We start from the raw sequence: 22800 nt of genomic DNA on the forward strand, positions 1-22800 counted from the left end.
GCGCGCTTTCCGCTTTACAGCGGGGGCGGGAGCCTGTTTTCTGCCCCACCGGCGTTCCGGCGCCGTTGAGTCTTCTCATCACATAGCCACAGAAGAGCAGGGGTTCTAAGGGCATGAACAAGCAGGAACTGATCGCGACGGTCGCTGACACCGCGGGGCTCAGCAAGGGCGATGCGAGCAAGGCCGTGGAAGCGGTCTTCGACGCGGTCACCACCGCACTCAAGAAGGGCGATGAAGTTCGTCTCGTCGGCTTCGGCACGTTTTCGGTTTCGAAGCGCAAGGCGTCGACCGGCCGTAACCCGCGCACCGGCGAGCCGATGCCGATCAAGGCTTCGTCGCAGCCCAAGTTCAAGGCCGGCAAGGGCCTGAAGGACGCGGTCAACTGATCTTCGGTTGCTGATTTCGGGGCGGACGGGGCTGGACAAGCCTGCTTCGTCACCCTAGAGGCACCGCTCCCCGCTCGGATCACCAGTTCGGCGGGGCGCTCCGGTTCGCCGGGGCTGCCCTGATAAAGCCAGGAGCAAACAGGGTATCGGGCGCGTAGCTCAGTGGTAGAGCACTGTGTTCACACCGCAGGGGTCGCAAGTTCAATCCTTGCCGCGCCCACCACCCCAAAGACCCGCCGGGCCCAGCCTGGCGGGTTTTTTCTTGTCCGCCGCTCCGGACCGTCATCGATATCCCTGCAGAGCGCAGTTTCACATACCTGAAACAAACGTCATCAAAGCGTAACACCAGAGTCTCCGAAGTTTCTCTGAAATCCCATCCGCGCGTCATGCGGGCCCCCTAGCGCGACCGGCGTGGTCGGCAGGGGGATGTTCCGAGTCGATCCGGGGCGCACGCCCGAATCTGACAAGAACCGGGATCCCCGGAACGGAGAATTTCATGGCCGACTTCAAGCGTTTGAGCCTCATCCTGATGACGAGCGTCGCGGGCGCCACCTTGGCCGCTTGTGATGGCGCGTCGAGCGTTGCCTCGCCTGGCCCGGGCACGATCGTCGTTCCGCCGGGCGGCGGCACCCCGACGCCGACCCCGCCGACGCCGACCCCGCCGACGCCGACCCCGTCGCCCCTCGCATCGTTCGTTGAAACCGCACGGAACGGCGTCACCGTCACCCGTGACGAGCAGCTCGCGATCTTCAACGCGGGTACCAACAATAACAACAACGTCGTCAACGGCGCCAATCCGCTGAACGGTTTGGTTGCGCAGAATGCGGCGTCGAGCGTGACACCGTTCAATGCCTCGACGCTCAACTCGTTCTTCGTGAACACCAGCTTCATCGGCGCGCTCGGCGGTGCGGGCGACACGGCGTTCCAGAACTGGACCTGCAACTCGACAACCGCCAATTTCGGCGCGTCGCCAGCTCCTGCGGCCAGCACCTGCCTGTCCTCGCTGTCGCGCTCGGCCGCCGCGCCCGCCGCGAGCGCGTGCCCAGCAGGCACGACCGATGCCGGCACCGCCAATAACTATCGCCTGTGCCGTCTGCCGACGCTCATCTCGGGCACCGTCACGCTCAACCGGATCGACGGCGTCGCCTACCAGATCCGCAGCCGCGTGGACGTTGGCGTTGATGTCGGCATTTCGGGCTCGGCGCCCGGCGGTGCCGCGGCAACCCTGAACATTGGCGCCGGTGCGCTCTTCGTTTCGGATAATGTCGATACTGCCAACGACTTCCTGGTTGTCAATCGGGGGTCGAAGCTCAATGCAATCGGCACGGCCAGCTCGCCGATCATCTTCACTTCGGGCCAGAACCTGAATCCGGCAATCATGTCGGAAGCCAGCCAGGGCCAATGGGGCGGCATCATCCTCGCCGGACGTGCGCCGATTTCCAACTGCTCCAGCGGTTCGAACAATGCCGACGGGACCAGCGCAACCTGCGAAGCGACCGTTGAAGGCACAGGCAACGCGCTCTATGGCGGCAACGTTCATGCCGACAGCAGCGGCACCGTCCAATATGTTCAGATCCGTTACTCGGGCACGGAAATCACACCGAACAACGAGCTTCAGGGCTTGACGCTCGGCGGCACCGGTTCGGGCACCGTGATCGACCATGTCCAGGTTCACAACAGCTCGGACGACGGCATCGAGGTCTTCGGCGGCACCACCAACATGAAGTATCTCGCGATCACCGGCGCGGATGACGATGGTCTCGACACCGACATGGGCTGGCGCGGCTTCATCCAGTTCGCGATCGTCGTTCAGAAGGCAAGCGGTGCGACCAACGACGCCTTCTCAATGGAAATCGACTCGAACGACAACGAGGACGCGCTGCCCCGCCAGTTCGGCCGGATCGCCAACTTCACCTTCATCCACACGGCGAGCGCGACGCCGGCGGCGATCCGCCTGCGCGGCGGTGCCGACTTCACCTTCGTCAACGGCATCGTGAAGGCGGTTGGGCCCTGCCTCAACATCATGGCTGGTGCCACCACCGCGGGCGGCAAGACGACGATCCGTCCGGCAGATCCCGCACTGCAGGAGGAAGGCCCGCCGAAGTTCAACTCGGTCTACTTCGCCTGCAACGGCGCCTGATCCGCGCCCCAAGCACTCGACGGACACGTGCCGGGGCGGCGGTTCAACCGCTGTCCCGGCACAAGTCCAACAAGACAGACCTCAAGACTTCGGATCCCGCGACCATGACCAAGCGTCTCGCATTTGGAACCCTGCTCCTCGTCTCGACCCAGCTGGTGTCGCCGGCGGCGCTGGCACAGGACGCCACTACCCCGCCCGCAGCTCCCGCGCAGACCCAGCCGGAGGCTCAGGCCGAACCCCAGGCGGAAGAGACCGTTGATGTCTCGGCTCCGGGCTTCGATGCCGATGCCGGCCAGGAAATCGTCGTCACAGGCCGCAACATCCCCAACGTCATTCGCGCGACGCCGCAGGTGGTGTCGGTCCTGTCGGCCGAGGACATCGCCCGCACGGGTGAAGGCGACATCGCCGGCGCGCTGACCCGAGTCACTGGCCTCAGCGTCGTCGGCAACGGCTTCGTCTTCGTCCGCGGCCTGGGCGATCGCTATTCCTCGTCGATGCTCAACGGCTCGCCGCTGCCTTCGCCGGAGCCTCTCAAGCGCACCGTTCCGCTCGACATCTTCCCGACGACGATCGTCGGATCGGCGCTGGTCCAGAAGACCTATTCGGTGAACTATCCGGGCGAATTCGGCGGCGGCGTGATCAACCTCACCACTCGCGCCGTGCCCGAGGAGAGCTTCATCCAGTTCGGCGGATCGGTTGCGTTCGACACCGTCAGCACCAGCGAGCTGGGTTATGTCTATGACGGCGGCCGCCTCGATACGCTGGGCTACGACACTGGCGAGCGCGACGTCCCCGACTTCATCCGCTCCGGCGGGCTCACCACGCCGGTCTTCACATCGGCACAGACCGCTTCGCTCACCAACGCCCAGACCACCCTGGTCGAGGCCAATTATCACATCCCGCCGAACTGGAACGGCGATGTGAATTTCGGCCATTCGGTCGATGTCGGTTCGGTCCGCCTCGGCGTGATCGCTTCTGCAAGCGTCAGCAACACCTTCCGCACGCGTGACGCCATTCAGCAGGACACGACCGACACCAATGGCGCACTGCGCAGCGATTTCCGCAGCGTCTTGACCGACAACCGCGCGGTGGTGAACGGTCTGCTCGGCTTCGGCGCCGAGTTCGGCGAGCACAAGCTGCGCTGGACCAACGTCTATATCCACGACACGCTGAAGCAGGCGCGGATGAGCGCTGCTACGGTCTATCCGAACAGCAGCGGCGATCTGGTGCTTCAGCAAAACACCAACTGGTTCGAACGCCAGCTGATCAACACGCAGATCGCGGGCGAGTTCAAGTTCGACGATTTCAAGATCGACCTGCGCGGCAGCTACGCCAACACCGAGCGCAACGCGCCATATGAGCGCTATTTCAGCTACCGCTTCGACAAGACCGCAGCAGGTGGGCAGGGCGCCTGGGTCAACAGCCTCAACCGTCTTGGCGAAGGCGCGACGATCGCATTCAGCGAATTGAGCGAGGATCTGTGGAGCGGCCAGGCCGACATCGCCTACAAGCTTCCCACGGCGCGCCCGATCACCGTCTCGGCAGGCTATTTCTACAGCGACACGCAGCGCGAATCGTTCCGCTACGACTTCCGTTACCGCACGTATCTCGGCGGCGGCATCGACACGCCGTGGAGCTATCTGCGTCCCGATCTACTCCTGTCCTACGACTCGATCATGGGCGCCTGCGCCAATCCGGCAGGCGATGGCTGCATCCGGTTGGTGAACCTCTCCGGCGCCGAAGGCGCTGCAGCCTATCAGGCCAACCTGCGTATCCATGCCGGTTATCTACAAGCCGAAGGCGAGATCGCCGATGGCCTGCGCGCCACGGTCGGCGTCCGCTACGAGGACGCCGAGGAGAAGGTGACCACAAGTTCGGCGCAGTTCGCGGGTACGACGCTGGCGAACAGCTATTGGCTGCCTGCGGCGACGGTAACGTGGAACTTCGCGCCCGACATGCAGCTCCGCCTGCACGGGTCGAAGACGATCGCCCGCCCGCAGTTCCGCGAGCTGGCGCCGCAGGTCTATCGCGATTTCGAATCCGACCGCCTGTTCTTCGGCAACCCGCAGCTGCGTGACTCCGAACTCAAGAATTTCGAAGCGCGCTACGAGTGGTTCATGCCCAAGGGGCAGCGGATCACGGTCGCGGGCTTCTACAAGGACATCAAGAACCCGACCGAACAGGTCGCATTCTTCCCGACCAACGAATCGCCGCTCCAGACCGGCTTCTCCTATGCGCCTTCGGCGAAGCTCTATGGCGCCGAGTTCGAGGCGGTGAAGTACATTCCACTCGACACATTGGGCGAGGGTTTCTTTGCGACCCGCCGTCTGATGCTGTCGCTCAACTACACCTATACCCAGTCCGAGATTAAGGCGGACGACACGCTGGTGCCGAGCCCGATTCAAAGCGGTAGCGGCGTCGCGAGGATGCTGCCCGCCAACCTGATCTTCCGCGACGGCGCGCCATTGACCGGCCAGTCGGACCACCTCGTCAACTTCCAGTTCGGGATCGAGGATACCGAATCGCTCTCGCAGCTGACCCTGCTGCTCAACTATGCGAGCGAGCGTGTGACCAATCGCGGCCCGAACCTGCTGCCCGACATCATCGAAAAGCCGGGCTTCCGCCTCGATGTGGTCGCGCGCCAGGGCTTCAAGGTGATGGGCGGCGAGTTCGAGGTTAAGTTCGAGGGCCGCAACCTCACCGGCACCAAGTACAACGAATATCAGGATTTCGGCGACAACGGTCTGGTTTACATCAACCGCTATCGTCTGGGCCGCGTCTTCAGCATCGGTGCCAGCGCGAAGTTCTGATGCGAGATTCTGACCGGCTACCCCGCCGGTCAGGACAAAAGGGGGAAAGCCCCGGCCGCTCCCCTATGCGGCCGGGGCTTTTTCATGCCCCGGGGCCATCCTATCCCCAGGGGCGTTCGCGAAACCATTTGGTGATGACGTACTTCAGACCCGCGCGAACCTTCATCGCATGGTGCAGCGTGGTGGGGTTGGGGGTGCCGTCGGGGCGCAGGTTGCTCCACGCGAGCAGCTTGCCGGTCTCGGGCTGGATGATCTTGTCGATTGCCTTGAACCGCGTCGCGCCGCCCGCCTCGACGTCGTTGAGGTAGATCATCACGGTCCAGGTGCGTTGCCCCGCGACCGAGCAGAATTTCTCGAAGTCGACACCGGTCGGTTCGAAATAGTCGGTATGCGCCTTGAACTCCTGGCCAACCTCGTAGCGCTGCCCCTGCAGCGGCTCGCCATGCGCGGGATCGAGCCCGGTGAATGCGGTGACCAGCCGATTCACCTCCTCCGTCTCGGCAAGATCGGCTGACAGGTCGCAGGTCTCGCTCGTCCGGAACGCCGCGTCGCCATTATAGTCGGAGACGGTCGATGGGCGCCGGTTCGTGTCGATCAGTGCGATCAGCCGTGCGCACAATTCGGGCTCGAGGAAGTTCTTGCGCACGAACAGCGTCAGCTTGGGGCTCGGCACTTTCTGGATGCCCGGCTGCGCCGAAAGCCGCTCGATAACCGGTTCGATGGGATAGCCTGAGGATGCGATCATGCCGGCTAGATGCCAGAAGGGCGGGCGCCCTGCCAGCGGCAGATATAGTCTCCAAACTGTCATTAAAACGCAGTGGATTTGTCATCTGAACGCCATAGCTGCGACACATGACAGCGGTTCCCGCACTCGAAGATCTGATTGGCGCGGCCGCCCGTGGTGGCGCGACCGCATTGCACCTGCTTCTGGACGGTGGCTCGGTGGCGGCGATGGTGCGGCAAGGGCGGGCGCTCGCGCCGCTTCGCCGGTTTACCGCGCCGCCTCCCTGGCTCGATCGCGCGCAGGCGCACCCCGGCGCCACGCATATGGACGACCGGATCGTCATCCGGATCGATTCGCACGCGGTTGTGTCCGACTCGCTTGGTGCTGCTGGAATCCCCGGCGCAATGCGCAAGCGGCTCCACGCGGCGCTCGCGCTGCCCGGCGGGGTCGTGGTTGTGGTCGGTCCGTCCGCGAGCCGCCGGACGCTTGCTGAGGCGCTGGCCGAACCGGCGAGCTACGCTCCATGGATCCCGGGCGGGCGGGAATCGCTCGAAGCCGCCGCGCGAATGGACTGCGACTCGATCCTGATCGATGGCCCGCTCGATCGGACCGCCGCGGCACTGGCCTTCGACCTGGCGCGTGCAGGACAGCGAATCGTCATCGCGATGGACGGCATCGGTGCGGTGGCGGCGATCGATCGGATTCGTGCGCTGAAGATCGAGCGCCATCTGCTCGGCGCTGCGCTCCGGGCCGCGGTTGCCGTGCATGCGGCACCCCGGCTTTGCCCGGATTGCCGCCTGCCGGTTCAGGCGCGGCCGTCCGAATCGGCGCTGCTCGGCATCGATCCCGGTACCGTGATCTATCGCGCGGCGGGGTGCGGCAGTTGCGACGGGACCGGCTATTCCGGCGCTGCGCTGGTGTACGAAGCGGTGACGGTCGATGGCCAGATCCACGGCCTGCTCGCCAAAGGCGCCGACAGCGCCTTGCTCAGTCGGCAGGCTTTCCTCTCCGCCCCGACGCTTGCGGCATCGGCGCGTACGCTCGCGCGGGAGGGCACGATCACCGCCGACGAGGCGATTCGCATCACCCGAGCAAGCGCCGGAGGCCCGGCCGCGGGCGGAAACCACCCGCATATTCTCGATTCCGCAGCCAATAAGCGGGGATTGGCTTGACGGTTGGCCCAAGGTGCCGCTAAGCGCGCCGCTCCACGGCGATCGTAGTTCAATTGGTTAGAGCACCGGCTTGTGATGCCGGGGGTTGCGGGTTCAAGTCCCGTCGATCGCCCCATTTCTCTCCAGGTTATACCGCACCCTCAATTTGGGGCTGGCGCTCCCTTGCGTAGAACAATATTACGCGCTCCGGAAATTTTGTTAGCGTCATTGGAGAGGCGTATGAGCGCGGTTTGGGACCTTCCCGATTTTGACGAGCACGAGGGCGTGCATCTGATCTGCGATCCGCAGAGCGGGCTCAAGGCGGTGATCGCGATCCACTCGACCAAGCTCGGCCCGGCAGCGGGCGGCGTGCGCTTCTGGCACTATGCCGACAGCGGTGCCGCCGTCACCGACGCGCTCCGTCTGTCGCGCGGCATGTCGTTCAAGAATGCGATGGCCGGTCTTCCGCTCGGCGGGGGCAAGGGGGTCGTTCTGGCGCCCGAGCGTGGGGCGACGATCAGCGAAGCGCAGCTGCTGGCATTCGGCGACGCCGTCGAGTCGCTCGGCGGCCGTTACGTCACCGCCGAGGATGTCGGCATGTCCGAAGAGCGGATGAAGGTCATCGCGACCCGCACGCGCCATGTCTCGGGCTTGCCGGTCGAGGGCGGGGAAGCGGGCGGCGATCCCGGCCCGTTCACCGCGCTTGGCATCTATCTCGGGGTCAAGGCTGCGGCGAAGCGTGCGCTCGGCGTCGATTCGATGGCCGGCGTGCACGTTGCGGTGCAGGGCGTGGGCAGCGTCGGCGGCGGCCTTGCCCGCCGACTCGCCGCTGATGGCGCCAAGCTGACGCTCGCCGACGTCAATGCCGACAAGGCGGCTGCGCTGGCGAAGGAACTGGGCGCCGACGCCGTCGCGGCCGACGCGATCCTGCGCGTCTCGGCCGATATCGTCAGCCCCAACGCGCTTGGCGCGATCCTGACCGAAGAGTCGATCGCCGCGCTCGACTGCAAGGTCGTGGCGGGCGGCGCCAACAACCAGCTCGCGACCCGCGGCGACGGCGATCGCATTCATGCGCGTGGCATCCTCTATGCGCCTGACTATGTGATCAATGCCGGCGGCATCATCAATGTCGGCCTGGAGTATCTCGGGAAGGGCAACCGCGCCGAGGTCGAGGCGCGGATCGCGAAGATCCCCGATCGCCTCAACGAGGTTTGGGACGAGAGCGCCCGCACCGGCGCGCCGGCGAGCGAGGTGGCGGACACGATCGCCAAGCGTCTCATCGGCCGCGGCTGAACCGCGACCGGGGTTCGCTGCCAAGAGCGCCCTGGCCACATCATGTGGCCGGGGCGTTTTTCTTTGTGAGGCACTTCTCGGATTGACAGGGGGCGGGCCGCTTCTACGAACAAACCGACCGTTCGGTTTGATTCGGGAGGTGGGGTTGAGCTCGGTTCATATGCATCGGCATCTGCAAGATCTGTTCGGTAAGGCGCAGCAGCTCGGCCAGTTGATCGCGATCCTCGGGTTCGGGGTTGCGGTGCCCACCGCGCTCGCCACTACATCGCCTGAGACTTTCGGTTCCGTGGCGCTGTGGCGCGGGCTGCTGGCGCTCTTGCTGGTGCTCGACATCGCCGCGGGCTGCGTCGCAAACTTCACGCGCGGAACGAACGATTTCTACGCTGAGCGTCCTCGCAATCGCTGGATCTTCATCGCCATCCACGTCCATATCGTCGCCGTTGCAGCGCTGCTGAACCTGGATGTCGCCGCATCGATTGCGGTCTGGGGCTACACCATCGCCTCAGCGATCCTGATCAACCTGCTCGCCGGCAAACCGTCGCAGACCTTCGCCGGAGGATTGCTCTTGTCGGCCGGTCTCACCGGGATCGCGCTATGGCCTGGCCTGTCGCCCTTCATGGGCGCCGTTTGCGCGCTGTTCATGCTCAAGGTGCTCTTCAGCTTCGCGGTCGACCATTACCGCCATGGCTGACGCAATCCGGATCCGGGACCTTCACGCCGGCGACCGCGACGATTTCATCGCGGTCATGGCGCAGGCGTTCGAGGCGGATCCGCTGTTTATCAAGGCGTTTGGTTTGCGCAGGGAGGGGAGCTGGGAACGCCGGGTCACGTCGTTCCTGTCCTTCATGTTCGACATGAACCGCCTGATGCGGGGAACCCCGCGCGGCGTGTTCGTCGACGGGCGGCTGACAGCCGGCGCGCTCCTCGATCCGCCTGCTTCTCCGCTCGTCTCGATGTTCGGCGCATTCGCGTCCGCGCTTCGCTTCCTGCCTGTGGCGCTCGCTCTTCCGGTCGATGGGAGCGCCTTCCTGAACAGCTACACCAGGCGCACCCGCGCCGCCGCACCGAGGGGCCCCCACGGCTATCTGGTCATGGTCGGCGTACGGCCACAGGCGCAGGGGCAGGGATTGGGGCGCCGCCTGGTCGAGGATGCGATCGCACGGACCCGCGGCGACCCTCGTGCGATCGGGATTGCGCTCGATACCGAGAATGAAGCCAATGTCCGTCTCTACGAACACTTGGGCTTCCGTAAGACGGCGTCGCTGGACCTTGGCGGCGTCCGTGCCCATTGCATGGTCCTGCCCTTTGGAGAGCCGGAATGAAGGATACGCGCGCAGCCATCGTCGAAAGCGCTTTCCGGCTGTTCATCGAGCGCGGCTATGAGGGCGCGAGCATGGCCGATCTGGTCGCCGTTACCGGGCTGTCCAAGGGCGCCGTCTACCACCATTTCAAGGACAAGGACGCGCTGCACGACGCGGCGATCGAGCATTTCTTCCTGCGCTTCTTCGGCGCGGACGAGGTCGCGGCGACAAGCGAGAGCGAGGGACTGGACGCAGTCCTGGCTGACCTGTGCGCCGGCTATGTCTGCCTCCTGGATGCCATCTCCGCCGTCGTGCCCGATCGCGCAGCCTATTATCGTTTCGTCTTCTCCATTCTGCCTAAGGTGAAGGATCAGCTTCGCGGGCAGATTGCCGATGCGCGTCGGCGCATCGCTGCCGCGGCGGCGTTCGACCTGGGGCAGGGAATCCTCGTCGAATCGCTCGAGTCCCAGACCATCGCGGATCACTGTCTCTCGTTGATCGAGGGTACCGGGCTGCTCTGTGTGGTCGAGGGCAGGGAGGATGTCGCCACGGCCCTGGCGCGATCGGTGGAGAACTATGTCCGCCTGCTGCGGCGCTGACAGGCTGGCGGAAGGGGTGGGATTCGAACCCACGGTGAGCTTGCATCCACGGCGGTTTTCAAGGACCGCCTTAATTAGGTTATCCAAGTTTAAGCACGTATACGTAAGCATATGGAATCGAAGATTTCTTGGGTTCTTTGCCTCTAGAGGATTTGTGGGTGTTTCAGTGGGTTTTTCCGGGCTGCTTTGTGCTTATGAATCAGGAGTAGGCCCATTGTTTCGATCACCGAAGAGATGTGCAGAGCACCCTATCGCGGCCTCTGATCAGAGGGCTTCGCGGGAAGAAGGGCGCTCCGGGTCAGGCCAACAAAACCTTCCATCCGTACGTACTGCGCTGATCGACTATTCGGGACGCGAGCACCGGCGTACCGATGGCTCACCCTTGATCGCTCGCAACCCGGTCGCGGCCCTGAAGGATGACAAAGTTCGCCTGCGTCCCCGCAACACGCGCGTCCTCGATCCCAAAGTAGGCGCCTGTTGGCTCGCGCTTGGGCGCTGGAGTGCCGCGGCCCACACCCGCGATAAGAAATCGAGCGCCGATCTGATCCGTTTCATCCTGTGTGCAGGGCGGTGACAAACCAGGCCACTGGAGCGCCGGTGATTTGCTGAGCGCGGCGGTGTAAAAGCCGGCCATTGGATAAGGTTGCTCCTTTTGGAGCGGCCAGGGATGTTTGCCGTGGAGGTCTACGCAGCGGTTCGTCGTTTTGTGTTCGTGGAAGGGAACAGCCAACGGGAAGCGGCGAAAGTGTTCGGCCTGAGCCGTGAAACGATTTCGAAGATGTGCCGGTTTTCGCTGCCGCCGGGCTACACGCGCACGAAGCCCGTGGCGAAGCCGAAGCTGGGATCGTTGTTGCCGGTGATCGACCGGATCCTGGCGGAAGACCGGACGGCGCCGATGAAGCAGCGGCACACGGCCAAGCGGATTTTCGAGCGCCTGCGCGACGAGCATGGCTACGGTGGCGGCTACACGGTGGTGAAGGATTATGTCCGGCAATGCCGGGCGCGCGGCCGCGAGACGTTCGTACCGCTGGCGCATCCACCGGGCCACGCGCAGGTGGATTTTGGCGAGGCGGTGGGCGTGATCGGCGGCGTCCGGCAGAAGGTGCATTTCTTCTGCATGGACCTGCCACAATCGGACGCCTGCTTCGTGAAGGCCTATCCGGCGGAGACGACCGAGGCGTTTCTCGACGGGCACGTGTCGGCGTTCGCTTTCTTCGGCGCTGTGCCGCGCTCGATCCTGTACGATAATACCACGATCGCGGTCGCGAAGATTTGCGGCGACGGTAAGCGCGAGCGCACCCGTGCGTTTACCGGTCTGGTCAGCCATTACCTGTTCACGGATCGCTTCGGTCGCCCCGGCAAGGGCAACGACAAGGGGAAAGTCGAAGGGCTGGTGAAGCACGCCCGAACGCACTTCATGGTGCCGATCCCGCACGCGGCGAGCTACGATGCCTTCAATGCCGAACTGGAACGCCGCTGCCGCGCCCGGCAGGAAGAGCGGGCTGGGCGGCACAGCCAGACGATCGGCGAACGGCTCGTGGCCGATCTCGCGGCAATGTGTCCTGTGCCGGTCGGGACGTTCGAGCCGTGTGAAACCAGGGCTGCGCGCGTCTCCTCGACCGCGCTGGTGCGCTACCGGACCAACGACTACTCGGTTCCGACCCGCTACGGCTTCCAGGACGTGGTGGTGAAGGGCTTCGTCGATCAGGTCGTCATCTTGTGCGGCGGCGAGGAGATCGCCCGCCATCCGCGCTGCTATGGCGAAGCCATGTTCGTGGCGAACCCACTGCATTACCTGGCGCTGATCGAGAGCAAGCCTGGAGCCCTTGACCAGGCCGCCGCACTTCAGGGCTGGGATCTGCCCGAGGTGTTCCAGCATCTGCGCCATCTTCTGGAGGCGCGGATGGGCAACAAGGGCAAGCGCGAGTTCATCCAGGTGCTGCGCCTTCTGGAAGCGCTCCCGATGGAGGTGGTCACCTTCGCGGTGAACGAGGCGATCCATATCGGTGCGATCGGCTTCGATGCGATCAAGCAGATCGCGCTTGCGCGCATCGAGCGTCGGCCTGCCCGGCTCGATCTAACCGCCTATCCGCACCTGCCCAGGATGGAGGTGAAGACGACGCGCGCCGCCGACTACGCCGCTCTCCTGCCGGAGCTGGCGGCATGAGCCGGGCGGCGGACGACAAGATGCCGCCCGGTACGACGGCGGGCACGCCGCAGGTTCTGCTGGCGCATCACCTCAAGCAGCTCAAGCTGCCCACGGTCCTGCGCGAGTATGAGAAGCTGGCCCGGGAATGTGCGCGCGATGGCGTTGATCACACCCGCTACCTGCTGCGTCTCATCGAACTGGAGCTGATCGACCGGGAGCGCCGCACGGTCGAGCGCCGGATCCGTGCTGCCCGGTTCCCGGCGGTGAAGAGCCTCGATACCTTCGACTTCACGGCCATCCCCAGCCTCAACAAGATGCTCGTGCTGGAACTGGCACGCTGCGAGTACATCTTGCGCCGGGAAAACATCATCGCGCTTGGCAACAGTGGCACGGGCAAAACGCACGCCGCGCTCGCCCTGGGACTGGCCGCCTGCCAGAAGGGCTTCACGGTCGCGTTCACCACCGCCGCAGCGCTGGTGAACCAGTTGCTGGAAGCCCGCGACGAAAAGCGGCTGCTCAAGATGCAACGCGAGCTTGCCGCCGTGAAGCTGCTGATCGTCGATGAACTGGGCTACGTTCCGCTCTCCCCCACGGGCGCGGAACTGTTGTTCGAGACCTTCTCACAGCGTTACGAGCGCGGATCGACCATCGTCACCTCCAACCTGCCGTTCGAGGACTGGACGCAGGTCCTCGGGTCCGAGCGGCTCACCGGAGCGCTGCTCGACAGGCTCACTCACCACGTCAGCATCCTGACCATGAACGGCGACAGCTACCGCCTGAAGCAATCCGCCCACCGTCGCCGCGCTGCCAGGGCGGAGCAAAACCAGGCCACCCCCGCCGACTGACCCGCCGCAAAACGGCAAATATGCAAAGGGCCCCGATCGGGGCCCTTTGCATATAGTCCGCGTTCATCCTCAATGGCCTGCTTTTACTCCGCCATGCTGGCCTGAAATCCGACCGCCGTTGACAGGTCCTGACTGATGCTGATTGGTAGATCGGAGGCAGTCATACCCTCGATCACCGACGCCAGCATATGGGCATGTGCCAGCAACGTCTCGTCCGTGGCCTTAAGTACGGCACGTGTATCGCCGACGACGACGGTCACAGCGCTTTCGGAAATATGATGCATAGCTCTCCCCTGTAGCGAAAACGCTCTAGCGCCTTCGCCCCCTTTCGGTTGCGTTGTGGTTGAGCAGGCTAGCGCAGCAGCCAAAGCAGCACCGCGATCCCGATCGTCAGGATCATCAGGCTCGAAAAGCCAAGCACTGCGACCCATAGAATCGCAAAGAGTTTGGCTTCTACCCCTAGGCTATTGCGCGACCCTCCCATTGGCGGGACGACCTTTTGCCACCAGCGGCGCGACGGTCCCGACACCACGTCGATTGCAGCATCGAACGCCTTTTGGACAAGTGGTTGCGGCTGACTAGTCAACGGCTGACTAGCTTCTGCGGCCACCAGCATACGTGCTGCCTCAGCACGGCCTTCGACATGCAAAGTATCGAGTGCGGCGCGTACATGGTTGTCGACTGTCGCCGGGCTAATCCCAATCTGGCGACCAATTTCCTTGGAGGTGTAGCCTCGGGCGACGAGGCGAAGGCAATCCTTCTGACGTTCGCTCAGGCGTTCGATCGCATGATCGGTCGGCCGCCTGCCATCAACCGGATCGGAATGCGGTTCGTCAGGACGCATGATGCAATGGCCAAGCGTCGCCAACACAGGTGCTGGAGGCAAAGGATGCGCCCGGACTCATGCCAGGCCCCGAACTACGCACTACTCGATCCCCCACTGCCGACCATCGCACGACACACGCTGATATTCGCCCACCGGATGATCTGATTCGCTGACACCCGGACAGCACCGCAAAGCAGTAGCGGCGACAGAAATTCTGCCTCGACAACTTTGGGCCGACGCCGCATTTGCGGCCTTCCCTCGATCCCGATCTCGCCGCCCGGGTACGCGGCGCGCCTGGCGGCCCACTCCATACTGCGCTCGCCTAAATGCCTTGCGAATATAGGACGCGAAGATCGGCGTGTGGACATGCCCATTATGGTTACGTTCACATCAACTCCGGATCAATTGCGCGCGTCAAATTTCATCCGAATCGCATGGGCCCAGAGCGCATTCTGAGATAGTTATATCTAGGAATGGCGCATGATTGCTGGAGCAAGCGCCGATGATCTACATTCTGGAAGTTGCCTGAGGTGACGCTTCGCAACGCAGTCGAGCGCACAATCCGCGCACCCAAAAACGGCGAAACATTGATGCTTCGCGTTTCGGACGATGCTTAAGCCGTCCGGAGCTTACAAGGACATCTTGGATTCTGTGACGATCGATCTGCGGCAAGGCCGATCCGCTCGGCAATTCGAATCTGCCGTACTCCGATCCCCTGATCGAGCCTGCTATCACCGGTTTCGTAGCAATATCGGATAATGACCTAGTCCGGTCTGGAAGCTTCGGGTAGTGCCACCAACTCAAGGGGCTCAGCCGCCCTGTTCTGCTCCTCGATAGCGGAGCGTCGGCAACCTCGGCTACGCCCTCGAAAATCGCCGATAGCTAGCCCCGAACCAGATTATCAACCAGCGCGCTTGGTTTAGAGAAAACAGACGAACCCGAACATCGTCGTCGCTTTAGAACGCGGCATGCCAAGCATCGCCCCAACCGTAAGTATCCGCAACCGCAGTATCCAGTTCGGCGTGTGCATTTTGCAGCCCTTGGGGGCGTTGTAGAGTTCTGTTAGGGCGCGCTTCTCCAGTTAACTAGTAGACGCCTTCGGGGTTGCTGGCCAGTAGCTTGGATGGCCGGGGTGAGGTGCATTTGCGACCTTGCCCAGCTGATTTGCCTACGATTTTGTAGAACCCTGACAAGTGGCAAACACCCAAGGGCAGGGACGATCGCGCAATCGCTCGCTCGGCCTTTCAACAATGCTGCATCCAAATACGGCAGAAACTGGCGGAAGGGGTGGGATTCGAACCCACGGTGAGCTTGCACCCACGGCGGTTTTCAAGACCGCTGCCTTAAACCACTCGGCCACCCTTCCGCGCTGGCATGCGCCTTTGGGCGTTCGCCGTGTTTTCTGCAAGAGGCCAGCGATTTCGTTGCGCTTGGGGGTTCATGCCCGCGAAACGCTGTGGCACAGATGCCGGATGCGGGATTTTCAGGGCCTTGTACGGCGTATCGGTGTGTTGGGGACGGTGATTGCGGCGTGTACGCTCGCAAACGCTCCGGCGGTGGCTCAGGACGAGGCGGGATTTCAGGCATATATCAACGGCCCGCTCCGCCAGCAGGCGCTGCGTGAGGGCGTCAGCGCCCGCACGCTCGATGCGGTGCTGCCGTCGCTCAGCTACAATGCGCGGGTGGTCGAGCTCGACCGCGACCAGCCCGGCGGGACCAATCCCAACGCCCCGATCCCGAACTTTGCGCCCTACAAGGCGCGCCATGTCGATGCCGCGCGGATCAACCGCGGCCGCGCCACCTATCGCCGCCTGCGCCCGCAACTCGCCCGGGTCGAGCGTGAGACGGGGGTTCCCGAATCGATCATGGTCGCGATCTTCGGGCATGAGACCAATTACGGCAGCTACACGGGCGATTTCGATCTTCCGCGCAGCCTCGCCACGTTGGCCTATGAAGGGCGCCGCCGCGCCCTGTTCTCGGGTGAATTCATCGCGACGATGAAGATGATCGACCGCGGCGTCCCGCGTGAGCGGTTGAAGGGCAGCTGGGCCGGCGCATTCGGCTATCCGCAGTTCCTGCCGTCGATCTATCTCCGCCTCGCGCGCGACGGCGATGGCGACGGCGTCGCCAACATCTGGTCGAACGAAGCGGACACGCTCGCCTCGATTGCCAATTACTTCGTCAATGCGGGCTGGCGTCCGGGGCAGCCCTGGGGCGTTGCGGTCAACGTGCCGTCGGGCTTCAACCGCACCCTGGTTGCCAACCGTACCCGTTCGCCGCGCTGCGGCCGCGTGTTCGATCGCCATTGGGGGTGGAAGACCATGGCCGAGTGGCGCGCGCTGGGCGTCGTCCCGCAATCGGGCAGCTGGCCCGCGGACAACATCCAGGCGACCCTGCTCGAACCCGACGGCCCGGGCCGTACCGCTTATCTGCTCACCGGCAATTACCGCGTGATCCTCGACTATAATTGCTCGAACTTCTATGCGCTGTCCGTGGGGTTGCTCGCCGATGAAGTCGCAAACTAGCTTCGTTCTATTCCTGCTCGTCGCCACCGGCGCGAGCGCGGCGCAGGAGCCTCCGCGCGCCGGAGCGGATTATGGCGCACCGCCGCCCAGTTCCGCGCCGCAGGGGTCGTCCCAGCTCCGCCCCGGCGAAGCGCGCTTCGACCGCGTCGGCCGGATCACGCTCGCGGAGGGGGAGGGAACGTTCGCGCTCAGCGGCGAACTCGCCGCCGGCAGCTTTGCCGAGGTCACCGCGCTCGACACCGGCCGGACCATATTGGTGCAGGTTCGCGGGGAAGGTAGCGGGCTGGTGGCATTGTCGCCGGCCGCCGCCGCCCAGCTCGGGGTTGCAGCCGATGCCCCGGTCCGAATCCGCCGCGTTACCGTAACGCCACAGGATACCGCGCTGCTTTCCGCTGGCCGCGCCGCACCAACGCGCGCCGACGCGCCGCAAGCGTTGCTCATCGGTCTGCGCCGGATGCTCGCCGAGCAGCCCGCGCCGGTTCGGCCGGCGGCAAGGCCCGCTCAGACGGCCGCCGTCAAGCCGCAGCCCGCCAAGCCGAAGCCGGTAAAGCCGCAGCCCGTCAAACCCGAACCCGTCCCGGCCCAGCCGGCAAGGGCGGAGGTTCCCAAGCCGGTGCCGGTCAAGGTTCAGCTTGCGCCGAAACCCGCGGCTCGCGGCAATCTGATCGTCCAGGTCGCCGCGCTTTCCAATGTCCAGCGTGCCCGGACACTCGCCGATCAGCTCGGCGGCAGCGTGCGTAGCGCGGGCAACATCCACCGCGTCCAGCTCGGCCCGTTCGCCGACAGGGCCGCCGCCGAACGCGCGCGTGCTGACGCCGCCAAACGCGGCTATGGCGACGCTCGCATCCTTTCCAATCCCTGACCTCCAGCCTTCGGATCCCGATTATCCCATGAAGAAGTTCCTGCTTTCCGCCGCCGCTCTCGCAACCGCCATCGCCCCCACTGCGGCCCAGAATGCCGGCGCTACGGCTGCCCAGACGCCGCCGTTCGAAACCGTGGCGCCGGTCGCGTTCATGGAGGATCTGTCGTCGGGCGCGGTGCTTTATGCCAAGGATGCCGACCGGCGGATGCCGCCCGCGTCGATGGCCAAGATGATGACCGCCTATGTCGCGTTCGACCTCATCAAGCAGGGCAAGCTCAAGCTCGACCAGATGGTCGATGTCCGGCCGGAAACCTGGCGGAAATGGCATGGCCCTTCAGCAGGTTCGACCATGTTCCTGTCGCCGGGTCAGAAGGTCAGCGTCGAGAACCTCATCAATGGCATCGTCGTCGTTTCGGGCAACGACGCCTGCGTCGTTCTGGCCGAGGCGGTGGCGGGGACCGAGGAAGCCTTCGTCAACCTGATGAACCAGAAGGCGGCTGAGCTGGGCCTCAAGAACAGCCGTTTCGGCACCTCGAACGGCTGGCCCGATGAAGGCCGCACCTATGTGACGGCGCGCGACCTCGCCCATCTCGCCAAGGCGACGATCTCGAACCATCCCGATCTCTACAAGCGCTTCTACTCGCGGGAGAGCTTCACCTTCGGCACCACCATGGGCGGCGCGCCGATCACCCAGGCGAACCGCGATCCGCTGCTGGGCCGCGTCAAAGGTGCCGATGGTCTCAAGACGGGTCACACCGATGAGGCGGGCTACGGCTTTACGGGATCGGCGGAGCAGAATGGCCGCCGCCTCGTCATGGTCGTCGCCGGCCTGACCAGCTTCAACCAGCGGATCGAGGAATCGGTCAAGTTCATGGATTGGGGTTTCCGCGCGTGGAGCGCGCAGAAGGTGGTGAGCAAGGGCCGCAAGGTCGATGCCGCGCAGGTCCAGCTTGGCGATGCGTCCGAAGTCGGCCTGGTGGCTCCGCGCGACCTCTCGGTTGCCATCCCCGCCGGCACCAGCCCGCAGTTCAAGGCCACCGTGATCTATCAGGGCCCGATCAAGGCGCCGATCAAGGCGGGCGCACATGTCGCCGATCTCGTCATCACCGCGCCGGGCCTGCCCGAGCAGCGCATGCCGCTGGTTGCTGAGAGCGACGTCGGTGAGGCGGGCTTCTTCGGCCGAATCTGGGCCGGCCTCATGTCGTTCTTCGCATGAGGGGGCGCTTCCTCAGCCTTGAGGGCGGGGAGGGCGCTGGCAAGTCGACCCAGGCACGCCTTTTGGCTGAGGCGCTGGAGGAACGCGGCATCCCCGTCGTGCTGACGCGTGAGCCGGGCGGGACCGAAGGGGCAGAGGCGATCCGCGGCCTGCTGATGCAGGGCGCGGTCAACCGCTGGAGCGCGCATACCGAGGCGCTGCTGTTCGCCGCCGCGCGCGCCGACCATGTCGAGAAGCTGATCCGCCCCGCGGTCGAATCCGGCAGCTGGGTGATCTGCGACCGCTATATCGATTCGACCCGCGCCTATCAGGGCGCGCAGGACATCGACGACGCCGCGATCCTCGCGCTCCACGGCTTCGGGTCGAAGGGGCTGCTGCCCGACCGCACCTTCTTCCTCGACCTGCCCGAAGGGGCGGGGGCCGAACGCGCGCATGCCCGCGACGGCGGCGCGCACGACCGGTTCGGCGCGCGCGGGCCTGACTTCCACGCCGCGGTTTCCGCGCAGTTCCGCCGCATCGCTGCGGCAGAGCCCGATCGCGTGCGCGTCATCGATGCCTCGCGGGCGAAAAGTGACGTCACGGCGTCACTTCTGGACGCGCTCGTCGATCTGCTGCCATGACGTCACTTGCCGGCAATGCCGCGGCAAAGGCCGCGTTTCGCGCCGCGCTGTCCGGTGCGCAGCTCCACCATGCATGGCTGTTCGCCGGCCCTGAAGGCGTGGGCAAGGCGAGCTTCGCGCGGCAGGCGGCGATGCGGATGCTGGCAGAGGCGGCGGGGCAAAGCGGGCTTTCCGGCGATTTCGACGTTCCCGAGGAAAGCCCGACGCGGCGGATGATCGAAGCGGGTGCGCATCCCGATTATCGCCTGATGGGGCGGCTTCCCAAGGATCCCGACAAACCCGGCGAGAACCTCGCCCGCTCGATCCCGATCGCTCAGGTCCGCGGGCTCAATCCGATGTTCGCGACCAAGCCGAGCATGTCGTCGCGCCGCGTGGTGGTCATCGACGCGATCGACGATGTCGAACGCCCCGGCGCCGCCAACGCCTTGCTCAAGAATCTCGAAGAGCCGCCCCAGGGAACGATCTTCCTGCTCGTCAGCCATTCGCCGGGCCGGCTGCTTCCTACGATCCGCTCGCGCTGCCGCCTGCTGCGCTTCGATCCGCTAAGCGATGCCGAGGTCGCGTCCGTCCTCCGCATCGAGCTGCCTGAGGCCAGCGCGGCGGAGATCGACGCGCTGGTCCGTGCAGGTGCCGGCTCGCCGGGCAGGGCGCTGGGCTTTGCGGGGCTCGACCTCGCCTCGCTCGATACCGAGATGATGGCGATTGCGTCGCGTGGCGACCCGGACAATTCGATCCGCTCCCGTCTCGCCAAGACGCTGGGACCAAAGGCCGCGCAGCCACGCTACGAGGCTTTCCTCGCGCGCGTCCCTGCTTTCATCGCCGCGGAGGCACGCTCCAAGCAGGGAAGGGCACTTGCCGATGCGCTGGGTGCGTATGAACAAGCCTCCCAGCTCGGCCCGCTCGCACTTGCCCAGTCGCTCGATGCGCAGGCGACGGTGTTCGAGATGGGGGGCATCCTGGCTCGACTTGCCACACGCTAGCGCTTCAAACCCGCGCGTGCTTGCTTTAGAGCGCCCGCATGGCCGAACCTTATTACATCACCACCGCGATCCATTACCCCAACGGCAAGCCGCATATCGGCCACGCCTATGAGATGATCGCCGCCGACGCGATCGCCCGCTTCCAGCGGCAGGCGGGGCGCGACGTGCGCTTCATGACCGGCACCGACGAGCACGGCCTGAAAATGGCGCAGACCGCGCGCGCCCGCGACCTGACCGCGCGTCAGCTTGCGGATGAAATGTCCGCTTATTTCAGTGATATGGCGCGCGATCTGAACATCTCATATGATCGTTTCATTCGCACCAGCGATCCCGATCACTATGCCGCGAGCCAGGCGATCTGGAAGGCGATGGAGGCCAATGGCGACCTCTATCTCGATCGCTACGAGGGCTGGTATTCGGTCCGCGACGAGGCGTTCTACGAAGAGAAGGAACTTACCGAGGGGGAAGGGGGCATCAAGCTCTCGCCCCAGGGCACGCCGGTCGAGTGGACCGCCGAGGAAACCTGGTTCTTCCGCCTCTCCAAATACCAGCAGAAGCTGCTCGACTTGTATGCCGCGCAGCCCGATTTCATCCGGCCCGAGCGGTCGCGCAACGAGATCGTCAAGTTCGTCGAGGGCGGCCTCGTCGACCTCTCCATCTCGCGCACCAGCTTCGACTGGGGCGTGCCGGTCCCGGATTCGCCGGGCCACGTCATGTATGTCTGGGTGGATGCGCTGACCAACTATCTGACCGGCATCGGCTATCCCGATGCGGGCAGCGATCTCGCGCATTACTGGCCGGCGAATTTGCACCTGATCGGCAAGGACATCACCCGCTTCCACACCGTCTACTGGCCGGCCTTCCTGATGTCCGCCGGGATCGCGCTGCCCAAACAGGTCTTCGCGCATGGCTTCATCCTCAACCGGGGTGAGAAGATGTCGAAATCGACCGGCAATGTCGTCGATCCGATGGAACTGGCGCGCCTCTATGGTGTCGAATCGCTGCGTTACTTCCTGCTGCGCGAGGTCGCGTTCGGCAGCGACGGCAGCTTCAGCGACGAAGCGATCGTCACCCGCGCCAATGCCGATCTCGCCAACAGCTTCGGCAATCTCGCCCAGCGCACGCTCGCCTTCATCGCCAAGAATCTCGAAGGCGAACTGCCCGGCAATGGCCGCGGCGAGGCGGCGGATACCGAACTGCTGATCGCCGTCACCCAGGCCAGTCACGAGTTCCGCGAGGCGTTCGAGAACCTTGCGCTCGGTCAGGCGCTCGAGGCGTGGATGCGCGCCGTCTTCGCCTGCAACCAGTATATCGACGCGCAGGCGCCCTGGGCACTGCGCAAGACCGATCCGGAGCGGATGCACGCCGTGCTCGGCACGCTGGTGCGCGCGATCCGCGATCTCGCCATCATCGTCCTGCCCGTGATCCCGGAATCCGCCGGCAAGATCCTCGATCAGCTCGGCCAGGATGCGCGCGACCACGCCGCGCTCGACGACAAGGGCTGGTATGACGCGCTGACGGCATCGGGCTTCCGCCTCGCGCCGCCGACCGGCGTGTTTCCGCGGCTCGAACTGGCAGCGGATCCGGCGGCATGAGGCTCGCCGACAGCCATTGTCACCTCAACTACAAGGGGCTGGGCGAGCAGCAGCCCGATGTGCTGGCGCGCGCCCGTGAGAGCGGCGTGGTGGCGATGCTCAACATCGCCACGCGCGAGCGCGAATGGGATGAGGTGCTGGCCACCGCCGAGCGCGAAGCGGATGTCTGGGCCACCGTCGGCATCCACCCGCACGAAGCCGACGAGCATCCGCATATCGACACCGCCAAGCTCGTCGCCCGCGCGCAGCATCCGCGCGTCGTGGGTATCGGCGAGACCGGGCTCGACTATTATTACGACCATAGCGACCGAGCGCGGCAGCAGGCGAGCTTCCGCGCGCACATCGCCGCCAGCCGCGAGACCGGCCTCCCGCTGATCGTCCACACCCGCGATGCCGAGGAAGATACCGCGAACATCCTCGCGGAGGAGATGGGGAAGGGCGCCTATCCCGGCGTGATCCATTGCTTTACCGCCAGCGGCGCCTTCGCCGACCGGGCGATGGAGCTCGGCTTCTACATCTCGATCTCGGGCATCGTGACCTTCAAGAATGCGCGCGACCTGCAGGAAACCGCTGCGCGGCTCCCGCTCGATCGCCTGCTGATCGAGACCGATGCGCCCTTCCTCGCCCCGGTGCCCCACCGCGGCAAGACCGGCGAGCCGGCCTTCGTCGCCGACACCTGCCGTTTCCTCGCCCAGCTGCGCGGCGAGGATGCCGAGGAACTGGCCGAAGCGACGCGCGCCAACTTCCACGCCTTGTTTGCGAAAACGCTGGCCTAGGT

General features: G+C 64.8%; 21 protein-coding genes and 3 tRNA genes. 19 read left to right on the plus strand and 5 right to left on the minus strand.

From position 1 onward, the window contains the following. The first annotated feature begins 113 nt into the window (after positions 1-113). From BDW16_RS00505 to BDW16_RS00520, 4 genes are all read left to right on the plus strand, one after another. A complete protein-coding gene (locus tag BDW16_RS00505) occupies positions 114-386 on the plus strand; it encodes an HU family DNA-binding protein (protein WP_066580003.1) in 273 nt (90 codons plus the stop codon). A gap of 148 nt (positions 387-534) precedes the next feature. Then, positions 535-609 (plus strand) — tRNA-Val (locus BDW16_RS00510). A gap of 273 nt (positions 610-882) precedes the next feature. After that, the gene (locus tag BDW16_RS00515) at positions 883-2526 is read left to right on the plus strand and encodes a hypothetical protein (protein WP_066580005.1); all 1644 of its coding nucleotides are present in this window, start codon (positions 883-885) and stop codon (positions 2524-2526) included. A gap of 104 nt (positions 2527-2630) precedes the next feature. Beyond that, positions 2631-5336, plus strand: coding sequence for a TonB-dependent receptor domain-containing protein (locus BDW16_RS00520; protein ID WP_066580007.1), 2706 nt, complete (start codon positions 2631-2633; stop codon positions 5334-5336). 100 nt (positions 5337-5436) lie between these two features. Here the strand turns inward: BDW16_RS00520 and BDW16_RS00525 are convergent, their stop codons facing one another. Next, complete coding sequence (locus BDW16_RS00525) at positions 5437-6081, minus strand: prolyl hydroxylase family protein (RefSeq protein WP_066580009.1); 645 nt, start codon at positions 6079-6081, stop codon at positions 5437-5439. A 107-nt stretch (positions 6082-6188) separates the two neighbouring features. On the opposite strand from BDW16_RS00525, the gene BDW16_RS00530 reads away from it, so the two are divergent. The 6 genes from BDW16_RS00530 to BDW16_RS00555 all read left to right on the plus strand — a co-directional run bounded on the left by BDW16_RS00530 (position 6189) and on the right by BDW16_RS00555 (position 10404). After that, entirely contained in the window at positions 6189-7232 is a 1044-nt protein-coding gene (locus BDW16_RS00530) for an ATPase, T2SS/T4P/T4SS family (protein ID WP_066580013.1), read from the plus strand. A 38-nt stretch (positions 7233-7270) separates the two neighbouring features. Continuing rightward, positions 7271-7347, plus strand: a tRNA-His gene (locus BDW16_RS00535). A gap of 104 nt (positions 7348-7451) precedes the next feature. Then, on the plus strand, positions 7452-8504 hold the full coding sequence (locus BDW16_RS00540; protein WP_066580015.1) for a Leu/Phe/Val dehydrogenase: 1053 nt from the start codon (positions 7452-7454) through the stop codon (positions 8502-8504). Positions 8505-8664: 160 nt separating this feature from the next. Beyond that, positions 8665-9195, plus strand: a complete 531-nt coding sequence (locus BDW16_RS00545; protein ID WP_066580017.1) for a hypothetical protein — start codon at positions 8665-8667, stop codon at positions 9193-9195. Further along, entirely contained in the window at positions 9188-9826 is a 639-nt protein-coding gene (locus BDW16_RS00550; RefSeq protein WP_066580018.1) for a GNAT family N-acetyltransferase, read from the plus strand. Before BDW16_RS00545 ends, BDW16_RS00550 begins: the two co-directional genes overlap by 8 nt. Further along, positions 9823-10404, plus strand: coding sequence for a TetR/AcrR family transcriptional regulator (locus BDW16_RS00555; protein WP_066580019.1), 582 nt, complete (start codon positions 9823-9825; stop codon positions 10402-10404). The genes BDW16_RS00550 and BDW16_RS00555 overlap by 4 nt, the downstream gene beginning before the upstream one ends. A gap of 376 nt (positions 10405-10780) precedes the next feature. Here the strand turns inward: BDW16_RS00555 and BDW16_RS00560 are convergent, their stop codons facing one another. After that, a complete protein-coding gene (locus BDW16_RS00560) occupies positions 10781-11038 on the minus strand; it encodes a hypothetical protein (RefSeq protein ID WP_100362672.1) in 258 nt (85 codons plus the stop codon). Between the two features lie 33 nt (positions 11039-11071). Between BDW16_RS00560 and istA the strand changes: the two genes are divergently transcribed. Beyond that, positions 11072-12571, plus strand: coding sequence for an IS21 family transposase (gene istA, locus BDW16_RS00565; RefSeq protein WP_066582067.1), 1500 nt, complete (start codon positions 11072-11074; stop codon positions 12569-12571). Then, complete coding sequence (gene istB / locus BDW16_RS00570; RefSeq protein ID WP_174532086.1) at positions 12568-13398, plus strand: IS21-like element helper ATPase IstB; 831 nt, start codon at positions 12568-12570, stop codon at positions 13396-13398. The genes istA and istB overlap by 4 nt, the downstream gene beginning before the upstream one ends. Before the next feature lie 83 nt (positions 13399-13481). On the opposite strand, the gene BDW16_RS00575 is transcribed toward istB, so the two are convergent. The 3 genes from BDW16_RS00575 to BDW16_RS00585 form a co-directional block, all read right to left on the minus strand. Further along, positions 13482-13682 (minus strand): hypothetical protein, encoded by a 201-nt coding sequence (locus BDW16_RS00575; RefSeq protein ID WP_100362673.1) that lies wholly within the window; start codon positions 13680-13682, stop codon positions 13482-13484. 68 nt (positions 13683-13750) lie between these two features. After that, entirely contained in the window at positions 13751-14266 is a 516-nt protein-coding gene (locus BDW16_RS00580; RefSeq protein WP_241230505.1) for a helix-turn-helix domain-containing protein, read from the minus strand. Positions 14267-15500: 1234 nt separating this feature from the next. Continuing rightward, positions 15501-15590: transfer RNA gene (locus BDW16_RS00585), tRNA-Ser, on the minus strand. A 106-nt stretch (positions 15591-15696) separates the two neighbouring features. On the opposite strand from BDW16_RS00585, the gene BDW16_RS00590 reads away from it, so the two are divergent. From BDW16_RS00590 to BDW16_RS00620, 7 genes are read left to right on the plus strand one after another with little or no spacing between them, the layout of a single operon-like run. Further along, positions 15697-16749, plus strand: coding sequence for a lytic murein transglycosylase (locus tag BDW16_RS00590; protein WP_083954205.1), 1053 nt, complete (start codon positions 15697-15699; stop codon positions 16747-16749). Then, positions 16733-17611 (plus strand): SPOR domain-containing protein, encoded by an 879-nt coding sequence (locus BDW16_RS00595; protein WP_066575052.1) that lies wholly within the window; start codon positions 16733-16735, stop codon positions 17609-17611. The genes BDW16_RS00590 and BDW16_RS00595 overlap by 17 nt, the downstream gene beginning before the upstream one ends. A 28-nt stretch (positions 17612-17639) precedes the next feature. Continuing rightward, positions 17640-18827 carry a D-alanyl-D-alanine carboxypeptidase family protein gene (locus BDW16_RS00600; protein ID WP_075152030.1) on the plus strand — a complete coding sequence of 396 codons (1188 nt, stop codon included), beginning with the start codon at positions 17640-17642 and terminating at the stop codon, positions 18825-18827. Next, positions 18824-19447: a dTMP kinase gene (gene tmk, locus BDW16_RS00605; protein WP_066575054.1), complete on the plus strand. Its 624-nt coding sequence runs from the start codon at positions 18824-18826 to the stop codon at positions 19445-19447. The genes BDW16_RS00600 and tmk overlap by 4 nt, the downstream gene beginning before the upstream one ends. After that, positions 19444-20427 carry an AAA family ATPase gene (locus BDW16_RS00610; RefSeq protein WP_066575056.1) on the plus strand — a complete coding sequence of 328 codons (984 nt, stop codon included), beginning with the start codon at positions 19444-19446 and terminating at the stop codon, positions 20425-20427. Before tmk ends, BDW16_RS00610 begins: the two co-directional genes overlap by 4 nt. Positions 20428-20465: 38 nt before the next feature. Beyond that, positions 20466-22022, plus strand: coding sequence for a methionine--tRNA ligase (metG, locus tag BDW16_RS00615; RefSeq protein ID WP_066575058.1), 1557 nt, complete (start codon positions 20466-20468; stop codon positions 22020-22022). Continuing rightward, a complete protein-coding gene (locus tag BDW16_RS00620) occupies positions 22019-22798 on the plus strand; it encodes a TatD family hydrolase (protein WP_066575059.1) in 780 nt (259 codons plus the stop codon). The genes metG and BDW16_RS00620 overlap by 4 nt, the downstream gene beginning before the upstream one ends. The last annotated feature ends 2 nt before the right edge of the window (positions 22799-22800 follow it).

Origin of the sequence: Sphingomonas koreensis, from assembly GCF_002797435.1 — a bacterium.
Classification (GTDB): domain Bacteria; phylum Pseudomonadota; class Alphaproteobacteria; order Sphingomonadales; family Sphingomonadaceae; genus Sphingomonas; species Sphingomonas koreensis.

Bases quoted from the DNA above. Each gene is read 5' to 3' on its own strand.
- BDW16_RS00610 (WP_066575056.1), top strand. From the start codon at position 19,444: ATGACGTCACTTGCCGGCAATGCCGCGGCAAAGGCCGCGTTTCGCGCC.
- BDW16_RS00520 (WP_066580007.1), top strand. From the start codon at position 2,631: ATGACCAAGCGTCTCGCATTTGGAACCCTGCTCCTCGTCTCGACCCAG.
- BDW16_RS00575 (WP_100362673.1), bottom strand. From the start codon at position 13,682: ATGCATCATATTTCCGAAAGCGCTGTGACCGTCGTCGTCGGCGATACA.
- istB (WP_174532086.1), top strand. From the start codon at position 12,568: ATGAGCCGGGCGGCGGACGACAAGATGCCGCCCGGTACGACGGCGGGC.
- BDW16_RS00600 (WP_075152030.1), top strand. From the start codon at position 17,640: ATGAAGAAGTTCCTGCTTTCCGCCGCCGCTCTCGCAACCGCCATCGCC.
- BDW16_RS00530 (WP_066580013.1), top strand. From the start codon at position 6,189: ATGACAGCGGTTCCCGCACTCGAAGATCTGATTGGCGCGGCCGCCCGT.
- metG (WP_066575058.1), top strand. From the start codon at position 20,466: ATGGCCGAACCTTATTACATCACCACCGCGATCCATTACCCCAACGGC.
- BDW16_RS00505 (WP_066580003.1), top strand. From the start codon at position 114: ATGAACAAGCAGGAACTGATCGCGACGGTCGCTGACACCGCGGGGCTC.
- BDW16_RS00515 (WP_066580005.1), top strand. From the start codon at position 883: ATGGCCGACTTCAAGCGTTTGAGCCTCATCCTGATGACGAGCGTCGCG.
- BDW16_RS00550 (WP_066580018.1), top strand. From the start codon at position 9,188: ATGGCTGACGCAATCCGGATCCGGGACCTTCACGCCGGCGACCGCGAC.
- BDW16_RS00560 (WP_100362672.1), bottom strand. From the start codon at position 11,038: ATGGCCGGCTTTTACACCGCCGCGCTCAGCAAATCACCGGCGCTCCAG.
- BDW16_RS00545 (WP_066580017.1), top strand. From the start codon at position 8,665: ATGCATCGGCATCTGCAAGATCTGTTCGGTAAGGCGCAGCAGCTCGGC.
- BDW16_RS00590 (WP_083954205.1), top strand. From the start codon at position 15,697: ATGCGGGATTTTCAGGGCCTTGTACGGCGTATCGGTGTGTTGGGGACG.
- BDW16_RS00540 (WP_066580015.1), top strand. From the start codon at position 7,452: ATGAGCGCGGTTTGGGACCTTCCCGATTTTGACGAGCACGAGGGCGTG.
- BDW16_RS00620 (WP_066575059.1), top strand. From the start codon at position 22,019: ATGAGGCTCGCCGACAGCCATTGTCACCTCAACTACAAGGGGCTGGGC.
- istA (WP_066582067.1), top strand. From the start codon at position 11,072: ATGTTTGCCGTGGAGGTCTACGCAGCGGTTCGTCGTTTTGTGTTCGTG.
- BDW16_RS00555 (WP_066580019.1), top strand. From the start codon at position 9,823: ATGAAGGATACGCGCGCAGCCATCGTCGAAAGCGCTTTCCGGCTGTTC.
- tmk (WP_066575054.1), top strand. From the start codon at position 18,824: ATGAGGGGGCGCTTCCTCAGCCTTGAGGGCGGGGAGGGCGCTGGCAAG.
- BDW16_RS00525 (WP_066580009.1), bottom strand. From the start codon at position 6,081: ATGATCGCATCCTCAGGCTATCCCATCGAACCGGTTATCGAGCGGCTT.
- BDW16_RS00595 (WP_066575052.1), top strand. From the start codon at position 16,733: ATGAAGTCGCAAACTAGCTTCGTTCTATTCCTGCTCGTCGCCACCGGC.